Annotated in this window: 25 protein-coding genes, 1 tRNA gene and 1 riboswitch; of the genes, 10 read left to right on the top strand and 16 right to left on the bottom strand. The window is 45.1% G+C overall.

Going from position 1 to position 21,369, the window contains the following annotated elements; translation table 11 throughout:
• Positions 1-257 precede the first annotated feature (257 nt).
• Positions 258-337: riboswitch (ZMP/ZTP riboswitch) on the top strand.
• A 62-nt stretch (positions 338-399) separates the two neighbouring features.
• The 3 genes from ASG93_RS00125 to ASG93_RS00115 all read left to right on the top strand — a co-directional run bounded on the left by ASG93_RS00125 (position 400) and on the right by ASG93_RS00115 (position 2,056).
• The gene (locus ASG93_RS00125; protein WP_056827623.1) at positions 400-1,251 is read left to right on the top strand and encodes a bifunctional 5,10-methylenetetrahydrofolate dehydrogenase/5,10-methenyltetrahydrofolate cyclohydrolase; all 852 of its coding nucleotides are present in this window, start codon (positions 400-402) and stop codon (positions 1,249-1,251) included.
• 126 nt (positions 1,252-1,377) lie between these two features.
• Positions 1,378-1,557, top strand: a complete 180-nt coding sequence (locus ASG93_RS00120) for a hypothetical protein (protein WP_056827621.1) — start codon at positions 1,378-1,380, stop codon at positions 1,555-1,557.
• A 298-nt stretch (positions 1,558-1,855) separates the two neighbouring features.
• Positions 1,856-2,056, top strand: coding sequence for a hypothetical protein (locus ASG93_RS00115; RefSeq protein WP_056827619.1), 201 nt, complete (start codon positions 1,856-1,858; stop codon positions 2,054-2,056).
• Positions 2,057-2,097: 41 nt separating this feature from the next.
• Here the strand turns inward: ASG93_RS00115 and ASG93_RS00110 are convergent, their stop codons facing one another.
• The 7 genes from ASG93_RS00110 to ASG93_RS00080 form a co-directional block, all read right to left on the bottom strand.
• On the bottom strand, positions 2,098-2,307 hold the full coding sequence (locus ASG93_RS00110; protein WP_029199363.1) for a hypothetical protein: 210 nt from the start codon (positions 2,305-2,307) through the stop codon (positions 2,098-2,100).
• 102 nt (positions 2,308-2,409) lie between these two features.
• A complete protein-coding gene (locus tag ASG93_RS00105) occupies positions 2,410-3,285 on the bottom strand; it encodes a M14 family metallocarboxypeptidase (RefSeq protein ID WP_056827617.1) in 876 nt (291 codons plus the stop codon).
• A 260-nt stretch (positions 3,286-3,545) separates the two neighbouring features.
• On the bottom strand, positions 3,546-4,355 hold the full coding sequence (gene racE / locus ASG93_RS00100; protein WP_056827615.1) for a glutamate racemase: 810 nt from the start codon (positions 4,353-4,355) through the stop codon (positions 3,546-3,548).
• 117 nt (positions 4,356-4,472) lie between these two features.
• A complete protein-coding gene (locus ASG93_RS00095) occupies positions 4,473-5,453 on the bottom strand; it encodes a polysaccharide deacetylase family protein (RefSeq protein WP_056827612.1) in 981 nt (326 codons plus the stop codon).
• Between the two features lie 86 nt (positions 5,454-5,539).
• Positions 5,540-5,959: a disulfide oxidoreductase gene (locus ASG93_RS00090; protein ID WP_056827610.1), complete on the bottom strand. Its 420-nt coding sequence runs from the start codon at positions 5,957-5,959 to the stop codon at positions 5,540-5,542.
• 109 nt (positions 5,960-6,068) lie between these two features.
• Positions 6,069-7,232 (bottom strand): glucose 1-dehydrogenase, encoded by a 1,164-nt coding sequence (locus ASG93_RS00085; protein ID WP_056827608.1) that lies wholly within the window; start codon positions 7,230-7,232, stop codon positions 6,069-6,071.
• An 18-nt stretch (positions 7,233-7,250) separates the two neighbouring features.
• Positions 7,251-9,287: a glycoside hydrolase family 15 protein gene (locus ASG93_RS00080; RefSeq protein WP_056827606.1), complete on the bottom strand. Its 2,037-nt coding sequence runs from the start codon at positions 9,285-9,287 to the stop codon at positions 7,251-7,253.
• A gap of 173 nt (positions 9,288-9,460) precedes the next feature.
• Between ASG93_RS00080 and ASG93_RS00075 the strand changes: the two genes are divergently transcribed.
• On the top strand, positions 9,461-10,120 hold the full coding sequence (locus ASG93_RS00075) for a helix-turn-helix domain-containing protein (protein WP_056827604.1): 660 nt from the start codon (positions 9,461-9,463) through the stop codon (positions 10,118-10,120).
• A gap of 162 nt (positions 10,121-10,282) precedes the next feature.
• The gene (locus ASG93_RS00070) at positions 10,283-11,398 is read left to right on the top strand and encodes a phosphodiester glycosidase family protein (RefSeq protein WP_056827602.1); all 1,116 of its coding nucleotides are present in this window, start codon (positions 10,283-10,285) and stop codon (positions 11,396-11,398) included.
• A gap of 48 nt (positions 11,399-11,446) precedes the next feature.
• Here the strand turns inward: ASG93_RS00070 and ASG93_RS00065 are convergent, their stop codons facing one another.
• Positions 11,447-11,818, bottom strand: coding sequence for a YtxH domain-containing protein (locus ASG93_RS00065; RefSeq protein WP_056827600.1), 372 nt, complete (start codon positions 11,816-11,818; stop codon positions 11,447-11,449).
• 14 nt (positions 11,819-11,832) lie between these two features.
• Entirely contained in the window at positions 11,833-12,279 is a 447-nt protein-coding gene (locus ASG93_RS00060; RefSeq protein WP_056827598.1) for a DUF948 domain-containing protein, read from the bottom strand.
• A 175-nt stretch (positions 12,280-12,454) separates the two neighbouring features.
• Here ASG93_RS00060 and ASG93_RS00055 point away from each other — a divergent pair, with 175 nt between their 5' ends.
• The gene (locus ASG93_RS00055; protein ID WP_056827596.1) at positions 12,455-13,087 is read left to right on the top strand and encodes a bifunctional 4-hydroxy-2-oxoglutarate aldolase/2-dehydro-3-deoxy-phosphogluconate aldolase; all 633 of its coding nucleotides are present in this window, start codon (positions 12,455-12,457) and stop codon (positions 13,085-13,087) included.
• Between the two features lie 603 nt (positions 13,088-13,690).
• Here the strand turns inward: ASG93_RS00055 and ASG93_RS00050 are convergent.
• Together ASG93_RS00050 and ASG93_RS00045 are read right to left on the bottom strand one after the other, a co-directional pair.
• Complete coding sequence (locus ASG93_RS00050; RefSeq protein WP_082614623.1) at positions 13,691-14,323, bottom strand: helix-turn-helix transcriptional regulator; 633 nt, start codon at positions 14,321-14,323, stop codon at positions 13,691-13,693.
• An 84-nt stretch (positions 14,324-14,407) separates the two neighbouring features.
• Entirely contained in the window at positions 14,408-14,839 is a 432-nt protein-coding gene (locus ASG93_RS00045; protein ID WP_056827594.1) for a DUF86 domain-containing protein, read from the bottom strand.
• A gap of 271 nt (positions 14,840-15,110) precedes the next feature.
• Between ASG93_RS00045 and ASG93_RS00040 the strand changes: the two genes are divergently transcribed.
• On the top strand, positions 15,111-16,163 hold the full coding sequence (locus ASG93_RS00040) for an acyltransferase (RefSeq protein WP_056827592.1): 1,053 nt from the start codon (positions 15,111-15,113) through the stop codon (positions 16,161-16,163).
• A 14-nt stretch (positions 16,164-16,177) separates the two neighbouring features.
• Here ASG93_RS00040 and ASG93_RS00035 read toward each other — a convergent pair whose 3' ends face one another.
• On the bottom strand, positions 16,178-16,843 hold the full coding sequence (locus ASG93_RS00035) for a tetratricopeptide repeat protein (RefSeq protein ID WP_056827590.1): 666 nt from the start codon (positions 16,841-16,843) through the stop codon (positions 16,178-16,180).
• A 187-nt stretch (positions 16,844-17,030) separates the two neighbouring features.
• Here ASG93_RS00035 and ASG93_RS00030 point away from each other — a divergent pair, with 187 nt between their 5' ends.
• The gene (locus tag ASG93_RS00030) at positions 17,031-17,291 is read left to right on the top strand and encodes a hypothetical protein (RefSeq protein WP_056827588.1); all 261 of its coding nucleotides are present in this window, start codon (positions 17,031-17,033) and stop codon (positions 17,289-17,291) included.
• A 17-nt stretch (positions 17,292-17,308) separates the two neighbouring features.
• Here ASG93_RS00030 and ASG93_RS00025 read toward each other — a convergent pair whose 3' ends face one another.
• Together ASG93_RS00025 and ASG93_RS00020 are read right to left on the bottom strand one after the other, a co-directional pair.
• Entirely contained in the window at positions 17,309-17,710 is a 402-nt protein-coding gene (locus ASG93_RS00025) for a hypothetical protein (RefSeq protein WP_056827586.1), read from the bottom strand.
• A 60-nt stretch (positions 17,711-17,770) separates the two neighbouring features.
• On the bottom strand, positions 17,771-19,597 hold the full coding sequence (locus ASG93_RS00020) for an SgrR family transcriptional regulator (protein WP_056827584.1): 1,827 nt from the start codon (positions 19,595-19,597) through the stop codon (positions 17,771-17,773).
• A 114-nt stretch (positions 19,598-19,711) separates the two neighbouring features.
• Between ASG93_RS00020 and ASG93_RS34710 the strand changes: the two genes are divergently transcribed.
• Positions 19,712-19,861: a hypothetical protein gene (locus ASG93_RS34710; protein WP_156410745.1), complete on the top strand. Its 150-nt coding sequence runs from the start codon at positions 19,712-19,714 to the stop codon at positions 19,859-19,861.
• Here ASG93_RS34710 and ASG93_RS00015 read toward each other — a convergent pair.
• Together ASG93_RS00015 and ASG93_RS00010 are read right to left on the bottom strand one after the other, a co-directional pair.
• Complete coding sequence (locus ASG93_RS00015) at positions 19,839-20,354, bottom strand: VanZ family protein (RefSeq protein WP_056827582.1); 516 nt, start codon at positions 20,352-20,354, stop codon at positions 19,839-19,841. The two genes, ASG93_RS34710 and ASG93_RS00015, sit on opposite strands and share 23 nt — an antisense overlap.
• Positions 20,355-20,369: 15 nt before the next feature.
• Positions 20,370-20,657 carry a hypothetical protein gene (locus ASG93_RS00010; protein ID WP_056827580.1) on the bottom strand — a complete coding sequence of 96 codons (288 nt, stop codon included), beginning with the start codon at positions 20,655-20,657 and terminating at the stop codon, positions 20,370-20,372.
• A gap of 210 nt (positions 20,658-20,867) precedes the next feature.
• Here ASG93_RS00010 and ASG93_RS00005 point away from each other — a divergent pair.
• Positions 20,868-20,940 (top strand) — tRNA-Ala (locus ASG93_RS00005).
• The last annotated feature ends 429 nt before the right edge of the window (positions 20,941-21,369 follow it).

Genomic DNA, 21,369 nt, shown 5'->3' with positions numbered 1-21,369 from the left:
CGCAGAACTATGTCCCCCATACACAGATGACGTCAACAAAAGTGGCTGTGGCTAAGGGTTCTCAGCAGTGGGTAAAGGCTGCTCTTTCTTGGCATCCTGAAACCGCTCAGAATGCTTTTATCATTCTCAGAAGCAACCCAAAACTTCAAGCCTTCATCGGCGGTGACTGGACCACATATAGTTGATCGAGGGCTATCAACAAAATCAATTTAAGAGTTGCTTATTCCATAACCTGCCATTATGATTAGATCAATTAAAAGTTGATGTGTGACTGGCGAAGCATGGATACCCATGAGGAAGCACATTGATGTTACAGCCGTACGCCTGGGCAGAGGTAAGGGGGATTCATCCCTCTTACCTCTTTGTGTTTTTACAAACAAATGAAGGGTTGAGGGTAAAATGAATGCTGATAAATTAATTTTGGACGGTACATGTGTCGCGAAAACAATCAAAGAAACATTGGTCGAAAGAATCAACCACCTAACTGCAAGAGGTATCCTACCATGTTTAGCTACGATACTTGTTGGCGATGACCCTTCTTCGGAAACCTATGTACGTATGAAAAGCAGCGCTTGCAAGCGGCTAGGCATTGATTCCAGACGAATTCACCTAAATAAAGCAACTACAACAGAGGAGCTTATTGCTGTTATTCTACAATTAAACGCGGATCCTCAGGTCCATGGAATTTTATTGCAGCATCCGGTCCCGCATCATATTGATGAAAGAGCCGTGTTCGAAGCCATTCAGATAGAAAAAGATGTGGATGGTGTTACCATGCAGGGCTTTGCTCAAAATGCTTTTGGAATGGCCAGTTTTCCATCCTGTACCCCAGCCGCCATTCTAGCCATTCTCGATTATTATCAGATTCCAATTGAAGGCAAACACGCGGTAATCGTTGGTCGGAGTCCTATTCTAGGAAAACCCGTATCACTTATGCTGCTGAATCGAAACGCAACCGTCACCATTTGCCATTCTAAAACAAAGAATCTCCCCCTTCTCATCGGATTAGCTGATATTGTCGTTGCAGCCGTTGGTAAACCTGCATTTATTCAAGGAGCATGGATTAAGGAAGGCGCAATCATAATGGATGCCGGATACAATGCTGGGAATGTTGGCGATGTTGATTATAAGGCTTGCCATATGAAGGCTAGCGCAATTACTCCTGTGCCCGCTGGAATAGGCCCGGTGACCATCGCGATGCTGCTCAAACATACGGTCATTGCTGCCGAAAAAAGCAAAATGTTAACCTGAGGTTCCGACATTCTTTTTTCTAAAATAGGTCTTAATAACCCTTGTTTAACCTAACATGGTGTGTTATATTAAAAGTGCGTCAAATCAAGGTTTCCACTTCAAAAAGTTGACATAGGAGTGATACAAATGCCCAACAATTCCGTGCAAATCCCGCAAGGTGATGAATTGATTCGTGTAGAAATGACTGTTAAGGAAGCGCTTGCATTGACAGGTACTAAATTTAACCAAAACCACAAATTAGAGACAGATGCTATCAAGAAGGTCAAACAATCCTTAGAAGATAAATTGCTGCCACCTAACCATTAATCCATACTCACGAACATAGCCCTGACGAACGATTTTAAATCGCTCGCGGGGCTTTTTTCTATTTTCAGAAAGAATTGTTTCGGAATATCTCATTTTTATCGTATCAAATTCAGCCGAATGCTTATAATAATCTCGCACCGCCCAAAATCCTACATCTGAAGGAGTGAACAACCAAATGTCAGAAAGTCATAAGCAGCAAGGGCATTCCAGACAAAATACAACGACACGAACAAATGATCAAAAAAGCAACAAGCACGGTAATAAGAAATAACGATATTCCATATCAGGAGGCCGATATATGCTCGATCAGCTAGAAAGCAACTATGACTGTGCGAATGCGGGCTCTGACCTGCATAGTTTAAAACAAGAACTTGAACAATTCCAAGGGCAAGCAGACTCGTCAGACAAAGAACAAGAAGAGCATCGGAATCGACTTGAGAATCAAATTCGTTTTATAGAAAATAAGTGTTCCATCCCAAGCGAACATATCCCGCAATGAAGAAAGTCCACGCCTTAGATAACGAGGCGTGGACTTTTGCATTAGTTGACTTTTCTTCTTGTCAAAATACACGGAACGCCTTTCCCAACGGCTCCTGGCTCAGACATCATGGCCAAATACCGAAGTCCTCTTGTGCACGGAGTCTTACAAACTGCACATGTGGACGATTCCACAAGCCTCATCGTGTATTGCACTCTGGATGAAAGTTCTTTCTTCTTGGATGCCTTGCCTTTCCCTTTAGGTGGTGCCATATCCACGCCTCCCAACAGTTTCCTTCCTTCAGTATATGAAGTCTGGGCGGAACGGTTCTTGGGAAGCATGCTTAAGTTCGATATACTTGTCTATGGCAAATTTTAAAATTCCATGGCTGTCAATAGGATCGGAACCAATTCCTCATAGAGTGCTGCGAAGGATTCTACAGGCAGGGGGTTTACCCCAAATCCTACTTCAACAGTAAAACCGGGTCTACGAAATTGTTGGATGAACCAGTCTTTGTAACCCGCGTCACTGTCCGTCAGTTTAACCGCTTCATAGTTGCTCGCTAGGGCTAACCGCTCGGCAAATGCCTCAGATTCCGGCGGCTCATAGTCGCGATAATTCCAATAAATCTCCCTACCTTGAGTATGGAGCGCCACGACAAGCTCAAAGTCATGACACTCTGTAAATTGAGCTAATGCTGCTGCCTCCGGCTCCGTTAACGGTGCCTCACCACCGTAGTCACGCTCACCAGGTCCTGTCTTCTCTCTACGTATTGCCTCTTCTTCCCAGTGTGCAGGGAACTGGTCATTGAGATCAACACCACGAATATTGGCCTTCCAATTTCTGAAATCAAGCGATCCTCCATTCCAATCCAACAGCTGCTCTCGGAAGGGATGTTCCTCGGTAACACCAGACAGAACAAGTTCCACACCATCTGGGTTCACCATCGGTACCACCCAAAGTGAATACTCTGATAAGAGACGTCTAATGTTGCTGCCATGCCAGGCCGTCCCTCTTGCATAGGAGCATGCAAGATCCTCCACAAATTGCATTAATAGCGGTGTCGTTATCCATTCATTCGCATGCAGCGCTGCGTTGAAATGAATCTCTTTCGCACCTTGACCAATTCGCAGAGCTGGTATGCTTTTCCCCATCACACTTGCGCCTATCTCTTCTACATGAAGAAAAGGATATATCTTGCAGAGCCGATTCAGTTCTTCACAAAGTGTCCAATACCCGTATCCTAACACACGACCACCTCACAGCCCATTTACTTAGTTCGTATGGCTATGATTATGCCCGCAGACTTCGAATCATGCGGAACATAATCATATATGCTCACTAGTTGAGGTTGCGGAAGAATGAATCCCTATTCCACGAAAGCTCATCTCCCCTCACAGAGCCGCTGAACGACTCTAAAATCGAATTTTAGAGTTATGCCACAACCACTTACCCTGCTTTGATTCTTCTAGAAATAAGAATAGACCCCATTAGGGTCTATTCGCTTCACTTATAAAATATTATGCACCTGCCAAACGACAGGCGTTATAGAAATTTGCTCTTTCAGCCAAATCTGAGCAATATGTTTAAATAATTCTGGCTCGCCGCTGCAAAAAAATTGATGGATAGGCAACTGACCCGATGAGGCCAGTATGTCGCGGTGGTATAGGATCGTGCTGATCTCTCTTGCCGTTTCGTCTGCCGAAGAAATCAAGGTCACATCCGGTCCCATGACGCGAGAGATGGTCTCCATTAGGAAGGGGTAATGGGTGCAGCCTAAGATTAAGCAATCTATCGGCTTGCCGATTAGTTGTCTGAGTGATTGCTCAACAATTGCGTTTGCACTATCCGCACCGAAAAGCCCTCTTTCTACGAACGGCGCTAACAGCGGGCAAGCTTCGCTATATACTTGAATGTTCGGCGAAATCAACCTTAACGCATATTCATAGGCATTGCTGCGAATCGTTCCTTCCGTACCAATAACTCCGATAACACCGCTTCGCGTAGTTTTGATTGCGGCTCTCGCTCCAGGCAAAATGACGCCAATCACGGGAATGGATACCCGCTCACGAATGTCTTCAATAGCCACTGCTGTTGCTGTATTACAAGCGATAACGATCATTTTTGGATTAAATTGAATTAAGTACTCGACGATTTGCCGAGTGAAGGTTCTTACTTCTCCAGCAGATCGGGGACCATACGGACTTCGAGCCGTATCTCCGAAATAAATCACTTTTTCCTGCGGAAGCTGTCTCATAAGTTCTTTTACTACAGTTAATCCTCCGACTCCGGAGTCCAGTACGGCTATCGCTTGCTGCACACCTATCCGCATCCTTTGCCGGTTAATGAAATACGTAACCACATGGATAGGATATGAGCGTCCAAGCTGAAAGGTACCTAGGTGAACGCATCAGATTTCTCGTCAGACAGGTACTATTTAGGAATGCAGTTCACTCACAATTCCGAATTCATAGCCTTTCTTCTTGATCTCTTTACAGATACGAGACAGCGCCTGCATATTTTCTAAAGATCCCTGATGCATCAATATCACATTGCCATCATGCAAATTATTCATAATATCATTGTATGGATCTTCCGCACCGTTGGCTCTCGGTTCCCAATCCCGCATAGCTGTAGACCAGAACACAGAGGTATAGCCCATACTGGATACTAAATTCAAATTATGTAGATTGTAATGCCCATAAGGAAAGCGGAAATATTTCTCGACTTCTTTACCCGTAATTTTTTTATATAAAGCTTCAAAATCCGTAATTTCTTTTCTAATTTGATCATCAGACATGTCATTAAAGTCGTTATGTGTCATCGTGTGATTGGCAATGAAATGACCATCAGCTACGAGCTTTTTCAAATAATCCGGATTTTTTTTAATGTTATTACCTGATATAAAAAAGTTTGCTTTCACGCCGTTTTCTTTCAGCGATTTAAGCATGAGATCGACTTCAATCAAGGGACCTCCCGCATCGATCGTTAAATAGACCTTTTTACCGGTCCCAACCCAAACCGCTTTCTGGTCCGCTGTGAAGGATTTTGTTTCTTTTGGAAAATCAGGAACTTGCCCCGTTTTCTTTTTCATGTAGTACCAGGAATAAGGCACGTGATCGGCAGTCACTGACTTGGTTTTGGAAAAGTTGCCTACCACTGCTGACTTTGGTGTTGCAGTTGGCTCAGAAGCCGTTGTTGGCTTCGGTGTCTCACTGGGGACAGGTGTAGATTGAGATGTAGGTATGGGTTTAACGGTTGATTTAGGAGTTGGAGTCGCCGCTGGACTTGTTGTTGCTTGTGGCGCAGCATTTTGGGCTTGACTCAAGTCTGGGGATAGCAGGCTTTTGTCTGCACAACCGATCAATGATGCGCTTAGAACGATCAGTAGTGCAGCACTTTTGGAAATTGACGTCATTGTAGCACCTCGTTTTGGAATGAATACTTACGTATACATTTCGACAGCGCTAGACAAATCCCCTGCCTATTTCAGGTAAAAGTTGTTTATTTCGTAGCTCGATACGTCATAAATTGAAGAATCGTGATGAGGATAAAAGCCGTTCCGGCAAGCATTGGAATCGTGATGAAGCCCAGCCAATTCAAATAATCGACATCGCATGGTATCGGGCCGCAGCCTGTTGCTGATTCGTGAAATACACCCGATTGCAGCAGAACATGGTAGGTGGAAATACAAGCTCCCCAGATCGTCAGCGGCAGCACATAGATGGTTAATTTGTAGTCTCTGCGCACGGCTGCAATCCCTAATAGGACAACTAATGGGTACATAAGAATGCGTTGGTACCAACATAATTTACAAGGAATAAAGTTCATAATCTCTGAGAAATACAAGCTTCCCAATGTGGCAATTAATGCTAGAAGCCATGATAGGTGCATGCCATTATCTCGTAACCATTTGTTTGACATCAATGCTCGTCCTCCCCTTCCTCCTTATTATAAAAAAATTGCCAAAGGAAGTCTAACAAGAACGATAAATGGCCAAGCAGGCATCAATAAGTCTGCTTGGCCACTCCCATTAAACGGAGAAGCTATATACCACTTCATTCGTTTGTTTCACGAGATCATCCCACTGTTCCGCGGGAACAATATCTACAACGGCTTTGATCGGTATGGTCTTAAAATCCAGCTTTGGCACGTCTTCCAAAGTCATCCTATTCGTAACCAGGCGGTCGAGCCAGCCTGGAAACTGCTTCTCCATTTGCTGTAAGCGGTAAATGGCGGTCTCGAAATCTTTGCGCGAAGCATTGACCGAGCCGATCACGCACTTATTCTCCAGCACCATGCTCTGGTTGAGCATGTCGGACGAAATCTCCAGCTTACGGTCCGCTGGCGTGACACCCAGCAGCGCCAAAACTCCGTTTGGCGCTAGAACAGACATGGCCTCGAAGGCTAGCGGACTGTAGCCCGTGCATTCGAGGATCAGATCTATCGGCTTGCCGAGGCCCTCAGCATAAGCCGTCATAGTCGCCGCGCTGCCATTGTCAGCGCCGGCCTCCTTAAACACACCTCCGCTGTCCTTCACAAGCTGCGCTTGTAGACTGTCCTGCGGAGATTTGGACCAGACATACGCTTCCAGCCCCAGCAGGCGGCAGGTCATTGCAGCGAGCAAACCAAGCGGTCCAGACCCGAGTATGAGCGCAGTTCTCGGCTCCCAGATCAGCCGCTGCTGGACCCGCAGCACTTGGTCCCAAACTTTCTCAACGATGCTCTGCGGCTCGACTAACATCCCTTGCCTCAGCAATTCCTTCGGCACCTGAACCAAATATCGACCTTCCTCTTTGTAATACTCAGAGAGGAAGCCGTGAGCCCCTTTAATGCCCCGTTCGACAAACTCACCGGTCTGACAAAAATCCGAATGACCATTGCGGCAATTGACGCAGCTTTGATTTCTACAAGGCCGTCTTACAATGGCGGTTACAAGATCCCCAAGTTGGAATCCACTATCCGCCCCGGCTTCCGTCACAACCCCTAGAGACTCATGCCCCGTGGTCAAATCATCTTCACCTTCCGGAGGAACGCCGTATTTCTCCTGTAGAATTTCCTTGTCCGTGCCGTCGAGGCCAACCGCCAGCACCTTTACAATGACTTCTTGAGGCCCTGCAATCACGGGATCCTGCACATTTTCAAGCTGAATAGTCGGATTCCCCTGTCGAAGCTGCTTGACACGAACTGCCTTCATGACTTCCTCTCCTCCCAACTAATGAACGACGGGTTCCAGTATTTTATCCTCACTCGCATCAACCGCCTGCTTCGTTCCCTTCGAGGTTAATAGCTTTAATTTCGACAAATATTCTTGCGTCACTTTAATAAAGGAAGCATGGGACCAAGTCAGTGGTGAAACGGACATAGGTTCTCCTGTGAAAGGATGCACTTGCTCAGCCATAGCGCCTGAAGGCGCAGCATGTAGAATAGCCCAACGCATCAATTTCTCCGCTTCCAACAAGTCCTGAACGGTTTTGGCAGACGCCACCAGCCATTCTGCGTACCAAAGGGTACATATAAACCAAGGATTGCCCGGTACTTTAGCTACATCATTGGTGACTTGATGATAATAGTCATTCTCATAGCGGGCAATACCGCCGATTTCAGTTTGTACCCACAATTTCTCTTTCAGAATCTTCATTGTTGCCACAATCCGCGGATCTTCAAGCTCAAACAAGCCGAAATCAAATAGTGCGTACATACTCATATCCAGCGTATAGTCCGGGACGTACGTATTTTGTTCATAATTCCAATATAAAGCCCGCAAAAAGCGATTCTGATCTGGAGCATACAGATACTGTTCGGCTGCTTTCTTCACTTGACCTGCGATATCTGCATAGTAGATGGAGCGTACTTTATCCTGATGATATTCGGCAAAACGCGCTGCTGCTATAAGACCGGCATATACCGATGACACCGTGAAGGCTAGTACACCATAACGCTCTTCCCAGAGATCATACGAAGGCAAAGGGAGTCCGGATGCATCCCGGTAACGAACGAGAAAGTCCGCTGCGGGCTTCACAAATTTCTCATAATCCTCACGTGAGTTCGCTATCGTTCCAGCCAGCTTATGGTGATGCCATAACGTATACAGCACGAGAGCTGTCTCATCCTCTTGAATCGCAAGCTGCTTATTCCCCCGACTATCCACCCAGGGATGCCAGCTCGAGCCTACAGAACTGTCAGGGTTATATTTGTGCATCAGATAGCCTTCAGGAGTTAGCACCTTTATACAGAAATCAAAAAATTTCCTAGATAATTCGTAATACCCTGCCCGGTCTAGCGCATGTGACACCAAAGCGCCATCACGCGGCCACATATACGAGTATGTATCCTTGGCAAATTTCAAAATATCCGAATCATTCGCCGCAATGATAGCCCCACGATTGTCGACGTTTGTTCGGGTAATCAACAAGCATCGCTTATAAAATGACTCCAAATCAGGCTTCAGCAGTGAGAGCTGGTGGGCATCTTGATTCACCCATTTCACCCAATGATCGTGAGTTCGTTGTAATAACTTTTGCGGGGTTGCTGTCCGAAGCAATCGCTCTAAACGTTCTACCTCCTGCTTCGTACGTCCGAAACAGACCCAGAACCAAGCATCTTTAGCGCTTTTTGGCGGTAGTTTCATCGTCAATTCAATCACACCATCAACAGATCCTTGCGCGATGGCATTTCCCCCTAGATGACCGTCTTCAGCATCACGCCATGTTCCTTCCAAGCCGTGAATCCCTTTTTGCCCCGTTGCATATCCGCTAGGCATTGATTTCTCTGCGTCTGGGGACAAGCAAGAGAGTGACATATAACGATGTCCCTTATAAAATAAAAGGGAATTCAACTCAGGATCATAATAAGTCGTATCTCCGACGCCATTTCCATAGATTTGAAGATCCAGATGAAAATACAGTTTAATTTCTCTTTCCGTATCAAAGCGGTTTTCTATCTTCACTTTGCGTAAAAACACATTCTGCTGAACATCGACCCCATCACGAATAACGAAGCTGAGACCTAACCTTTCATGGGCGCAAACAGCGTTAGTAACAAGCGAATCGTCCAAATAATTGAGCTTTTTTGAAACCTCTGGATCGTCAATCCAGAAGAATCCTTCCGGACACCAAATGCCAAAATGTGAAAGATGATCGCTAGATTGATTCTCTTGACCTACTAAAGGGTAATACATGTCACGAATATTATAAGCAGCGTCGAAATTAATGAGTATATTTCCGTTTCCTATGGGTAAGTCTCTTGCCATGCCATCAGCCTCTTTCCAAGATATTGCTACTAATTTACCAATTTGAGCGCTTAAATATGCACGTGGCGGTTTTTGGCTGGGTTTTGAGGAAAATGGCACCAATTCGCGCCTTAAAGATGTTCATTTCATTCGAATTCATTTACAATTAAAAGCATATGGAGGGATACGTTATTATGAAACAATTTGAAGGATTCGGTAAATTTTTGGAAAGCTTGCGGGGTAAGATGTCTTTGCGTGAAGCGGCTCATAAAAGCGGACTGTCACATGCCTACATCAGAGACCTTGAACTAGAGCGGAATCGTTCGACCAATGAGAAAATCAAACCCTCTCCTGTCACGCTGAAAAAGCTGTCGGATGCCTACAACTTTTCATATACGGAACTTATGGAGAAAGCCGGGTATCTCGAAAAAGAGGACGTACAGACAACCAATGAGCAGGAGCTAGTCCCTATGTCGGATACACTGTTTATCGAAGTTAGTACGAAGGAAATTACGTACCACACACGAATTGGCAAAGTTAGCCGAAGTGTGAATTCATTATTGGATTTCAGTCATTTTCTAGATAAACTCGAAGAGCAAGGATTTAAGAAGATGGATACTGACTTATTCGTCAACCTAAATCATGTTCAGAAATACATCGAAAAAGAAGGAAAACTCTACTTCGATCCTTTAGGTGTCAGCAAATTTGTCGTTATCGCAGCGATTCGGCAGAAGAAATACCATGAGTTAATCATCCGCAGCGTAGCGAATAACACGGGAATGGGATTGGAGTTTCAATACGACCGTAACGCCGTAACGGATTCACGTTTCCAGACTTTAAAGCGGCCTATTTAGGAATAAAGGGTAACCTCTCGGTCACCCAAAGCATATAAATTCTTAACTTACCAGAAAAAGGAGAAAAGTTCAGTCATTTATGAAACTTTTCCTCCTTTTCTTTCGTTTATTTATAAGGATGGTTAGATTGATTATTTGGCAGAGAGGATAGGTAAAGAAAACATGGCTGTACAACAAACCACTTCCCAGCAGTCTACTCGTCTAACGAAAGTTAAACGCAAGAGATCTGCGGGAATGAGCTTTATCGTGTATGGGGTACTTGGGTTTACCTTGCTTTCTGTGATGTCCTTATGTTGGTTTTTCCTTACTTCCTCGGGTTCGAATGTAAGATTAATGATGGCTGACACCTTAATTACTACCCAACACCGGGAGTGGGCCAAATATTTGATAGGATCTACAGAGCTACAGAAGCGCGTCGAAGCATATTGGGAGGAGTTCGACAAAATGGGCGATGAGAAAGATAAAGGATTCGTCGAAATTGATCATAACTCCCCCCTTACCCCAGTCGTTGCCAAGAAAGATTTGGTCACCATAGAACCAATTTCGGGGACAAATTTCAAAGGACAGCTCGTCACGATTTCGGATCCGAAAAAGCTTCGAATTGCCGTACCTGAGAAAGCAGGTAAAGGGGAAAAAGTTTCCTCTATGGTCAAAAGAACCGGAGCGATTCTTGGTGTTAATGGCGGAGGATTCATCGATCCCAATTGGGAAGGGAACGGCTTCCAGCCTGAAGGCATCGTCATCTCCGGAGGCAAAATCTTTTATAATGACAAAGGTATGAACGGCACTGTGCAAGTGGTTGGTATCGATAAAGAAGGCCGCATGATTGCAGGTAAATATAAGGTTTCCGAGCTTGTGGACATGGGTGTACAGGAAGCTGTTTCGTTCAGCCCTCGGTTCATCGTGAATGGGGTTGGGCAGATTAAGAGCCAAGCCGATGGCTGGGGGATTGCTCCGCGGACCAGTATGGCGCAGACCAAAGACGGCTCCATTCTATTCGCTATCATCGATGGCAGACAGAAGCATAGCATAGGAGCGACGCTGTATGATGTACAGCAGATATTCCTAGAGCATGGCGCTGTAACGGCAGCGAATTTAGATGGCGGCGCCTCAACGGTACTCGTTCATAAGAATGAGATCATCAACAAGCCATCAAGTGAATACGGGGAACGTTACCTCCCTACAGCGTGGCTTCTCTTCGATCATCCAGAAACGGCGAACATTAAGAACGTCTGGGAAGGTCTAGATATTCGTAAAATTGATCCTTCCAAGTGGTAAAGGAAAAAGCAGAAAGCTCTATTCTCGGAGCTTCCTGCTTTTTTGGTTTTAACGATTTCCTAGAATAACCAAATCTTCCGCAGCCTCGCTTACTTCTTCCTCTTGGGAGTCCAGCTCTTCGTCACTTTTGGACTCTTTCCAGGAACGAACACTATCCACGACGTTTACGGCTGTGTCTTTTGCTTTTCCATATAGTTCCGATGTTGTTGTGCTCACGGTTTTCGCAACTTCTTGCGTTTTTTGACTTACGTTGGTTGCGATTTGCACCGTTTTGTCGCTAACCACTTGGGCTTGATCTGCAATATCACTTCTCAATTCACGGCCGGATTTCGGTGCAAACAAAAGCGCAGTTGCCGCTCCTAGTATGCCTCCAACAATCGCGCCGATGAGAAGATCTTTACCTTTTTTTTCATTGGACATGAGAAATCCACTCCTTAATTGTCTGATTTGGCATTCCGATACGCTTGCCATCTTTGCCACAGCTCAAATCCCGTCGTTGCCCACTCCATGGCGTCTTGGATTCGCTTCTGGTGGGTATGTACAACCTTTTCCGCACCTTGAATCGATTCGTTCATCACACGTGAGGCTTTGCGAAGTGCAGAAGCGACATCCCCTATAGCAGCTCCTGCCTTCTCCACAGATTGGATACTCGTCTCTAAGGTAAGTATCTGCATATGCACCTCTTCGGTGAGCAGCCCTACCTTCGTCATCAATTGCTCCGCTTGCTCTGCAGTCTCAGCTAAGTTTTCCCTAACTTGAGCAGCCGTATCACCCACCTTGCCTAATATCTGCACAATGGTCCTCAACACGCGAATGGCAAAGCCGACGAGTACGATAAAAGCAACTGCTGAACTGACGATACTTATCTCTATCCATGTCATGACGGGCACCTCCTGGACCTAAAAGCTATGCGTGTGGATGGCGGCTTCTAGACGAATGCCTATGATTTACTACAGTATAGGCAGGCGCAGCTTGTTTTGACACAAAAAAGCTGGAAAAATTTCTGAGACCTGTCATAATGAAAACAAATCAAACTAGAAAACTTGGAGGATTAAGATGAACAGAGAGCAAGGACTTAAAGAAATCGAACGCACCCGTATCATTGCTATCGTTCGAGGTGTGCAAGAAGCCCATATTCTTTCTTTAGCTGACGCACTTCTTAAAGGCGGGATTACTGTCATGGAGGTCACCCTCAATACACCAGGGGCTCTTCGTATGATTAGTGAGCTGCAGGATAAATCGGGTCAGCACATGTTTATTGGCGCTGGTACTGTACTTGATCTAGAGGATGCTAAGAAAGCAGTCCAAGCTGGTGCTTCGTTCTTGGTAACTCCGAATATGGATGAAGAAGTGATCCGCCACGCTAGTACGGAGGGGATTCCGATTTTCCCAGGCGCAATGACACCAACCGAGATCGTTAAAGCATGGAAGGCAGGCGCTACGGCTGTTAAAGTATTTCCGAGTGCAAGCTTAGGTCTCACTTATATCAAAGAATTGATGGGTCCTCTTGACCAAATTCCATTGATAGCGGTTGGCGGGGTTACGGAGGAGAATATCAAACAATTCCTAAACATTGGCTGCTATGGATTAGGCATCGGCGGCTCCTTAATTAATCTCAAAGAAATCGAAGCAGGCCGCTTCGATTGGGTGACAGATAAAGCTGCAAGCCTCCTTGCTGCTTCGCGCTAAGAAAAAGAACATATAAACGCCGGAAAACGCGCTTATTCAGGAGCACCCGAACATATAAGAGCGAAAAACGCGCTTTCAGCGAGAGCTCTGCGAGCCGAGGCTCTTCGGTAGAGCCTGAGAAGCCGAAAATCGACTTCTCAGCAAGACCATCCTGCGCGTCCGTTCCGAATAAGCGCGGATCGTACAGGAACTATTATTCAAAGGCCACAATTACTGCAAAAGTGCAGATATTTTTGCTGAAATCGTTTAAAAAGAAGAAAAGCCTGCTAAAATGCAGGAATTTTTTTGTTTTCCATCCTGTTATTAAAAAAGCCCGCAAAAGCCTGCACAATTGCAGGTATTTATCAATAGGAGCTATTCAAAAGAAAAAAGCCTGCACAATTGCAGGTTTACCACAATTACCGTTACTCCTTCTTGTTAAAGTTCGCGCCAACCCAAAACACATATTTTTTATATGTTAATAAGGGTTCAGCTTTCGCTTAACTCGCCCACAGAGTCTGAGAAGCTGGAAGTCGACTTCTCGGCAGATTGTCCCGCGCGTCCATACAGATTAAGCTTCTATACAACAAAAAAACCACCTTCCTCCATATCCGAGGTTGATGGTTATTTATTTTGACTAATAATATAGACACACTTGCTAGCACCCTTCGCTAAACACTCCGTTCGCTCCACTTTCGCGTTAAGCAAATTCCGAAACAAGGCTAACTCGCACTGACAAGCTTGTGCAAATGTATTCGCCACCTGCGTAATCGGACAGTTATGTTCACTAAACATATACGTGTCCTCTCCAAGCTCTGACCAATCCACCATGTATCCATTCTCGTTCTGAATAAGCGCTAGCTCAGCCACCCGCTCTTCCAAGTTTTTCTCGCTCATGCGCACTTGATACCGGGATTCAAGCTTAGCTTGCCTGCCTTCAAAAAGACGTTCGATCTTCTCTTGACCTTCGCCTTCTAATAACTCATCAAGCAAATCAAGCGTCAATTGCATGTATTTCTTGGGAAACAATTCATCCGCTAGCGGAGCTAATGTATAAACGTTAGTCGGTCTTCCCATGGCTTGCCGAACAAGCTTCGTTTCGAGCAGATCATCCTTCTCCAAAGACTGGATATGACGTCTGACGGCCATTTCCGTAATTCCGAGCTGTTTGGAAATATCATGGACACTTAGCGGTCCCTGAGTTTTGAGCATAGAAAGAATCACTTTACGCGTGGATGTCTCAAGTGTATGATTCACGCTCTCACCTACCTCGGAACTGTCATTTAAGTCTCATTTTACAGCATTGTTAACAATAAGTAAATTAAGAAACAACTATGTATGTTATTCCAATTCACTCTTTATAAACGCTCGAACACTCCCTGCAAATTCTTCAAAAGCAGCTGGAAGCTTCGGAATTAACGGATTCAATTCCTGGCGGTTCCAGTCCACATAGTCCTGAACAAGAGGCTTTCTGAGCTTCACGAGTTGAAGCAGCGTCTCTTTCAACGTTTCTGAATAGGCGCCTTCTCCATGTACAATTTCCACGATATCCTCATAGCTGCTGGCATCTCTTAGTATAAAAGCATCGATCAGCAAGCTCCCAACATCTGTCACTGTCTCGATCGCTAAATGCAGAACACGCTCCTGCGCAAGCTGCCATACAAGATCATTGGTGCCTTTCGCCCACTGCTCTTCTAATTGCTTGCTAGCATCAGCTAAAGCGGCCAGAAACTGAATTCTTTGATTGATTTGTTCATGATTAATAAAATACATGGGGCTATCTCCGTCCTCTTTTTCGCCATTTCGTCCAAATCATCATTGCAAAAAAAGTAATAATAACCAGAAATACTAACAATACAGCCTGCATGACATATTCATAACTCACGTTCATTCACCCTCTTGACTCTCACTTGGTTCCTTCTACTCTCAGTTTATCGTGGGTGCGGAGGAGCGTCAAGCCAAGCCAGATTCTCTTGGAAACCGTATTGTTCTCTCATTTCTTTCATGATAGAGTGAAAAAAGTGAAAAAAGGAGAGTCAAAGACATGTTATCAAGGCCCAAGCTTACCGAAATCGATATCGTGCGCGCTATTGCAATCATTGCAGTCCTCGTCATTCATGGTACTTCAGACGCGACTCAGCTACCGATAGGAACTGCGTCCCACGCTGTATTTTTCATCCTCAACAAGGCCAGTTTGTTCACCGTACCACTCTTTATTTGGATCAGCGGTGTGGTCTTATTTTATACGTACTACGACCGGTGGGAGCCTGGAATGTCGCGGGTTTTCTGGACGAAACGGCTGCGAAAAATTCTGATTCCCTATGTCCTATGGTCACTTTTTTATTACCTATTCAATCAATTTGTATTTCATGGCAACATTGATTTTGATGTTGTGCACGTGATCAAACTGCTTATGTCGGGAAATGCCAGCTATCATCTCTATTATATGGTCATTATCGTTCAGTTCTATCTCTTATTCCCCCTGATGATGACGGCTGCTAGACGGTCTCATCGGTTTCGTAAAGGACTTATTCCGATAGGTATTGGGATTCAAGCAGCTGCCTACTGCTTTCATCATTGGGTGTATCCTCTTCCAGAATTCGCTTCACTGTTTCTAAGCTATGCAGCCCTATTTGCATTCGGGGCCTTCATGGGCATTCATTATGCAGCGATTGTTTCTTGGTCTAACCGCTATAAAGGCTGGATTTGGAGCTTCATGCTCTTGGCAGGCGTCGCTTTTGTGGGGATGCTATTGCTCCACGAATACGGATTCGCTTCTATCGAAAATACATGGTTCGAGCTAGCACTTCTCCTGTATTGTATGGCAATCCCGCTCTGCTTCATCCAGTGGGGTCGTAAGCTGCTGGGGAGCGGCTCACCGATCGGCGCCGCGTTATCTGCCTTAGGCGGAGCTTCTTTCGGCATTTACCTCGTGCATCCCGCGCTATTAACGCTCTGGGATCGCATCGTTCCAGTGCAGGAGCAGCTCTGGCTTTACGATCTACACACAGTCGCGTCGGTTCTCATCGGACTGTTTGGCTCTTGGCTGCTCGTACGGCTGTATACGAGTGCACAAAGAAAAGGTTCCGCCAATTGAGCGGAACCTTTTTTTCATTTAAAGCGGGCTAATAGCGCCCATCGCCGCTGCTGTCTGCGGCTGTAACGCGGCAAGCCGCGGTGAATATCCAGCGCTTCGCGGTAAGAGCGCTTGGCGTCTTCTGCGCGGCCGAGCTGCTGGTACAGCTGGCCAAGACGGTAGTAAGCTTCAACCGACGAAGAATGCAGGTCGCGGAATTGCTCGATGAATTGCACCGCTCTCTCTGGAGATGAAGGAGCCAAAGCTTCGCCAAGTCGTAAATACGCTTCACCAAATTTGACGCGCGGATTTAATTCTACCGCTTTGAGCATATAGCTTTCACCTTTGATGAGATTCCCAAGTTTAAGGTGGCAAAGGCCAATCTCATAGTGGACGTCTGCGGATTCTTCCATAATTGGCAGAGTTTGTTCCAAATAGGGAAGCGCTTCGCTGAACTTTTTGCGCTCGATTAGGATCCTGGCCAACTCCAATTTAGCTGACGTATTATGCGGATTAGCGTGCAAGTCACTTCGCAATCTAGTTGCTCTGCGGCTTAATTGAAATGGCTTAAAAATGTTTGGTGTTAACCCGATAAATCTTCTGTCCAGCACGTACAGAATGACTACTAAAATAAGAAGAGCAAGAAACGGATTGCCAACAAGACGCCATAATAAACCAAAAGCAAGTAATTTGGTAAGCACGATAAACCCTCCTTTCAACTTCCTTATCCTACCATAATCTTCCTAGTTTGGTCATCCCTATTCAAAGAAAAAGCACCCAGCCTTCAGCTAAGTGCTTCCACTATTTCCTATTTATTTGAAAGATGGACCACTTATTCGAGATTTTTCGGAAGCGGTGCTATAATGAAAAGAAAAAGGGAGTTTATCCATGAGCGATCCACGTAAAGAAATTTGGAACAAAAGAAAACAATTGGGAAGATCCAAGTATTTAATTCTATTCGGCCTGCTCCCTTGGGGCATCGGACTCACGTTATTGTTTAGTGTCATCGAATTTCTTAGTTTTCAAGAGCTTAAATGGGTTTGGCTGCCGATTCGTTTTCTCGTCTTCCTCTTCATTGGTTTCTTCGTGGCTAACGCACGCTGGCACGCCATGGAAAGCCGCTACGAACCATATACTAGACGACCTTAGCGGTCGTTTATTTTTTATTAATGTAAAAAGGTCTGATCTTCCACATCGTCTGTATGAAAAAGCGAAGCTGCGTGCGTACGTCGAAAATGCTCTTCCAGCTCTTTACGAATCGAACCAAACGACAGGATCTCTTCTATGAACGTCTCTCGTTCGCCCCACTCCTTATCAAGCCCGTTGTTGTTGAACAATTCCTCAGAAACATCTTTAAACGCCTCATGCAAATTGTTATCATACCAGTCGATTTCATTTGATGCGTCTTTGCGATACACATGTCTCATGTCAAAATCGTTATCTTTCATGGCCGTGAATTCAGCTAGTAAAACCCCTTGTATGCCAACGGCTTTAACTTCGACATCGGCGCACCGAACATCATTACGTTCCGTGAAACGAACAATGTTCGCCTGTTTAATTTTCCTCATGTCCTACCCTCCTAATGTTACCAATCATTAAGTAGAGTATTTCCAGTTTTATAGGATTTATCAAACGCTTGGAGTGAACCATATTTTTCGAAAATCAACCCAACCCAAATCGTTAATGCTCACTCCCTTGATCGAATCATGATACGTGGTTTGCTGAGAACGATGGAGCACAAAGAGGAACGATTTCTCCTCCTGAAGCACTTCAATTAACTCGTTTAGCTTGCATATGCGCGCTTCTTGACTTGCATTTTGGAGAATTTGATCGATTTCTGCATCAACCCATGCCATTTGATCGCTATTTAAATGGGCGCGGACGTAGCTGTTATTTTGCTTAAGCGTCTGAATAATATGAAGGTCATAATCGCTTTCCATACAAATGTGATAGAATATGAGATCCGCTTCTTGGATCGTGTCCAGCCCCATCATATCTGACTTACTCCGGGTTGTCAGTTCAATCCTAATTCCAATTTTGAAACATTGCTCACAGATCCATAACGCATCTTCGTTGTTGTTACTATAAATGTACATGTGAAGGGGCTCACCGTCATACCCCATTTCATCAAGAAGACGCTTAGCCTCAACGAAATCAGTACGATAACCGGGGGCAGCTCCTTTGCGATCCAACGTCGGTAAAAAACTGCTGGCAGGTGCTTCTCTGAAGCCTCCAAGCTCCTCAATCATTCGATCACGATCCATAATCAGGTCAATCGCTTTGCGGAATCGAGTATCCTGCTGTGGCCCTTTTTTATTCTGATTAAAAGTGAGCAGGCTGCAGCCGAGAATCGACTGCTCAATCTGGTGCCATTCCGTATCTTTACCGACGGCACCAACAGGTTTACGGGAATTCGTATGGTCACAAAGCACCTGCACCATATCCCAAGTAGGGCCAACCTCGGACATATCCTGCGGCAAAAGCCAGATTTCCACCTGATCCAAATGCGGTCTTACCCCAAAATAACTGTCAAAAGCGCGAAGTTTGCAAATATAATCATCATTTCGTTCAAGCCTGAACGGCCCTGTCCCAATCGGCATACGCCCGAAAATCCCCTCATTTTCCTGGCAAATATCCTCTGGGAGGATGGCCATAGAAGGATGCGCTAGCTGCTGCAAAAAGAGCACATTCGGCTGCTTCAGCTCAATGGCAATCGCACTTCGATTCAGCACCGTCATATTTTCAATACTCTCGACCATCCAACCTTGAGTCGCCGATAGGCCAAGCTCCATCAATCTCGAAAATGTGTACAAAACATCATACGCCGTCATCTCTCTGCCATGATGAAACAGCACGCCTTTTCGCAAATAGAACGTATAATGTAACCCATCCTCGCTAACTTCCCAATAATGCGCCAAATGGGGCTCAAAGATCGTTGTTTGCGGATTATACACAATCAGCGTGTCAAATATTTGATTAATGAGATGACAGTCGAATGCATAAAAAGAGTGCGCCGGATCCAAAGTCACCAACCACTTATAGACTGGAAACCGTAGTGTGTCCTTATAACGCTCCTCAAGTTCGACTGCACGATAACCAAAAAAACTGAACAACCAATCGATGAAAGAGTCCTGCAGCCCCTCTCCCTTGCCCAATTGGTGTATCAGTTCAATCGTCCCTTTATAATCGCCTCGGCCCGCCAGCTCCATCGCCTGCTTTGAAATCATATCTTCAGAGGAAACAAGAAACGTAAGTTCGGAGACATTACCTCTTCCTCTTCCAGGCTTCCAGGATACCCAGCCTTGCTCCATCATTTTTTTAAGCAAAATCTTTACATTACGTGTTGTACAATACAATCTATCTGCCAGTTCATCTAACGTTATTGGTTGTGGTTCATGTTCTACCCCATGTTCAAAACTAGCCCGAAGCTCTAAGAAATGGGTCAAAAGCTGCATACTCAACATCCTTTCCATAAAAGGGGAAATCGTTAAAGAGAATTATACTCTTTTTGTTCCCCTTATTCTAGATGTAAACTAGACCTAACAGGAAAAGAAAGGAAGGTGAACCGTATGCAACCTACAGATCTATACGTATCCGAGAAGCTGATGCAATGGCAGCAGCAAGATTTGGAAAGCGAAGCTCGCGAGCATTGGAAATGGAAATCGATTAAAAAAAGAAAAGTCTACATGTTTCTAACTAACTTATTCTTCTTCGTTTAATCCTAGTTATTATCCAGAGAACCACTAGGACAAGGAGAACGGCCAGAAGTATACCGATGGCATCAACCGCAACATCAATCCCATGCCCCGTTCGACCCTTTACAAAAGTTTGATGCCATTCATCGGAAGCCGCATAAACTAACGAAATGATGGAGGAGGTGAGCAGTGCCATGACCACTTTTACAGGCTTCGCCAGCAGTGCTATGGACCAGAGCAGGGCAAGGATAGTGTACTCGCTAACATGCCCTGCTTTTCTTATGAAAAACTCGATGGCACCGATAGGATCTTGCCACGAGATCTTTTGGTGGTCATAGGAGAACTCCCAATGTGGGAATAAGTTCATCAGTTGAACACCCGAAAGCTTGGATTCCAACAACGGCCGCAAGCTCTGCTGCTGGTACGATTCTGCCGACTTTAAAAAAATAAACGCCATCCAAAGGACGGCAGCAATCAAGAAAAAATAGAAATAAAATTTTGAATATGATTTCGACATAGTGAATCATTCCCCTTAAGGATTCAATTTCTTACGAATGCTGAATAAAGCAAAAAACTCAATAACCATCAGATTTACTGCAGATACCCCATAAAAGGCCATCCCAAACATCATGCGGAACGGATCATCTGTCACAGACTTCCACCAAAACGCAGCAGCCAACGTCATAGCTATATTCAAAGCTGTTGTTATCCAGAAAGAGAATCCTAATCGATTCGTTTTCCGCATTAACCACACACCGATGACAAACGGAATTACAAAAGCTGCACCTAAGAAAACCCAATACAACACCGCATTCGACACTCTCCGTCACTCCTACACGATCAACTAGTTTATTCTAATAGGTTAGCATGAATAACCAGCTGAAAACAACGTTTACCGCCCTTTGCAACAGAAACGTCAAATGGCTATGCATGGAAGAAATGCTAAAGTAAAATTCTCCGATGCAGGGCTTGCTTGAGCTGAATAATTCATGTATAATACGAAAAGTCGACATTGATTGAGCGACATTGAGGGGCCTTAGCTCAGCTGGGAGAGCGCATCGCTGGCAGCGATGAGGTCAGGGGTTCGATCCCCCTAGGCTCCATACGGAACGAAAAAAGGAACATTGTCATTAGACATGTTCCTTTTTTTGTTCTTGGAGCCTTGGGGAGAGAACCCCGAGAKGGTTCGCCCGCGCGSACGGAGCGAATGAATCAACTTCCAAAGAAATAGCTTCAAGTGCGGAGCACGGCGTCTGAATCTACCGCWAAGRTTGTCTGCGTCGAATTTGCTTCGTCAGCCGTTTAAATCAGGATTCGGACACCTGTCAGTATAATTCTCCCGCGCGGACGGGGCTTCAGAAATTGGGGCTTTACCATTTTTAGTTGAATTAGAAGCTTTTGGGGGCTCTTATTTGTGGAATGCCCATATGCACTGTGTTCGGCACCAAATAAGAGTCTCTGGAGACTCCCTCTGGGGCCAACGTTTTTCTCTCATATACTCGCTCATTCGTAAGATTTCAACCTCTTGATCA

Source organism: Paenibacillus sp. Soil787 (assembly GCF_001429545.1).
GTDB lineage: Bacteria > Bacillota > Bacilli > Paenibacillales > NBRC-103111 > Paenibacillus_E.
Note: the sequence above shows the minus strand (reverse complement) of the source record. Positions and strands in the feature narration are given on the sequence as shown.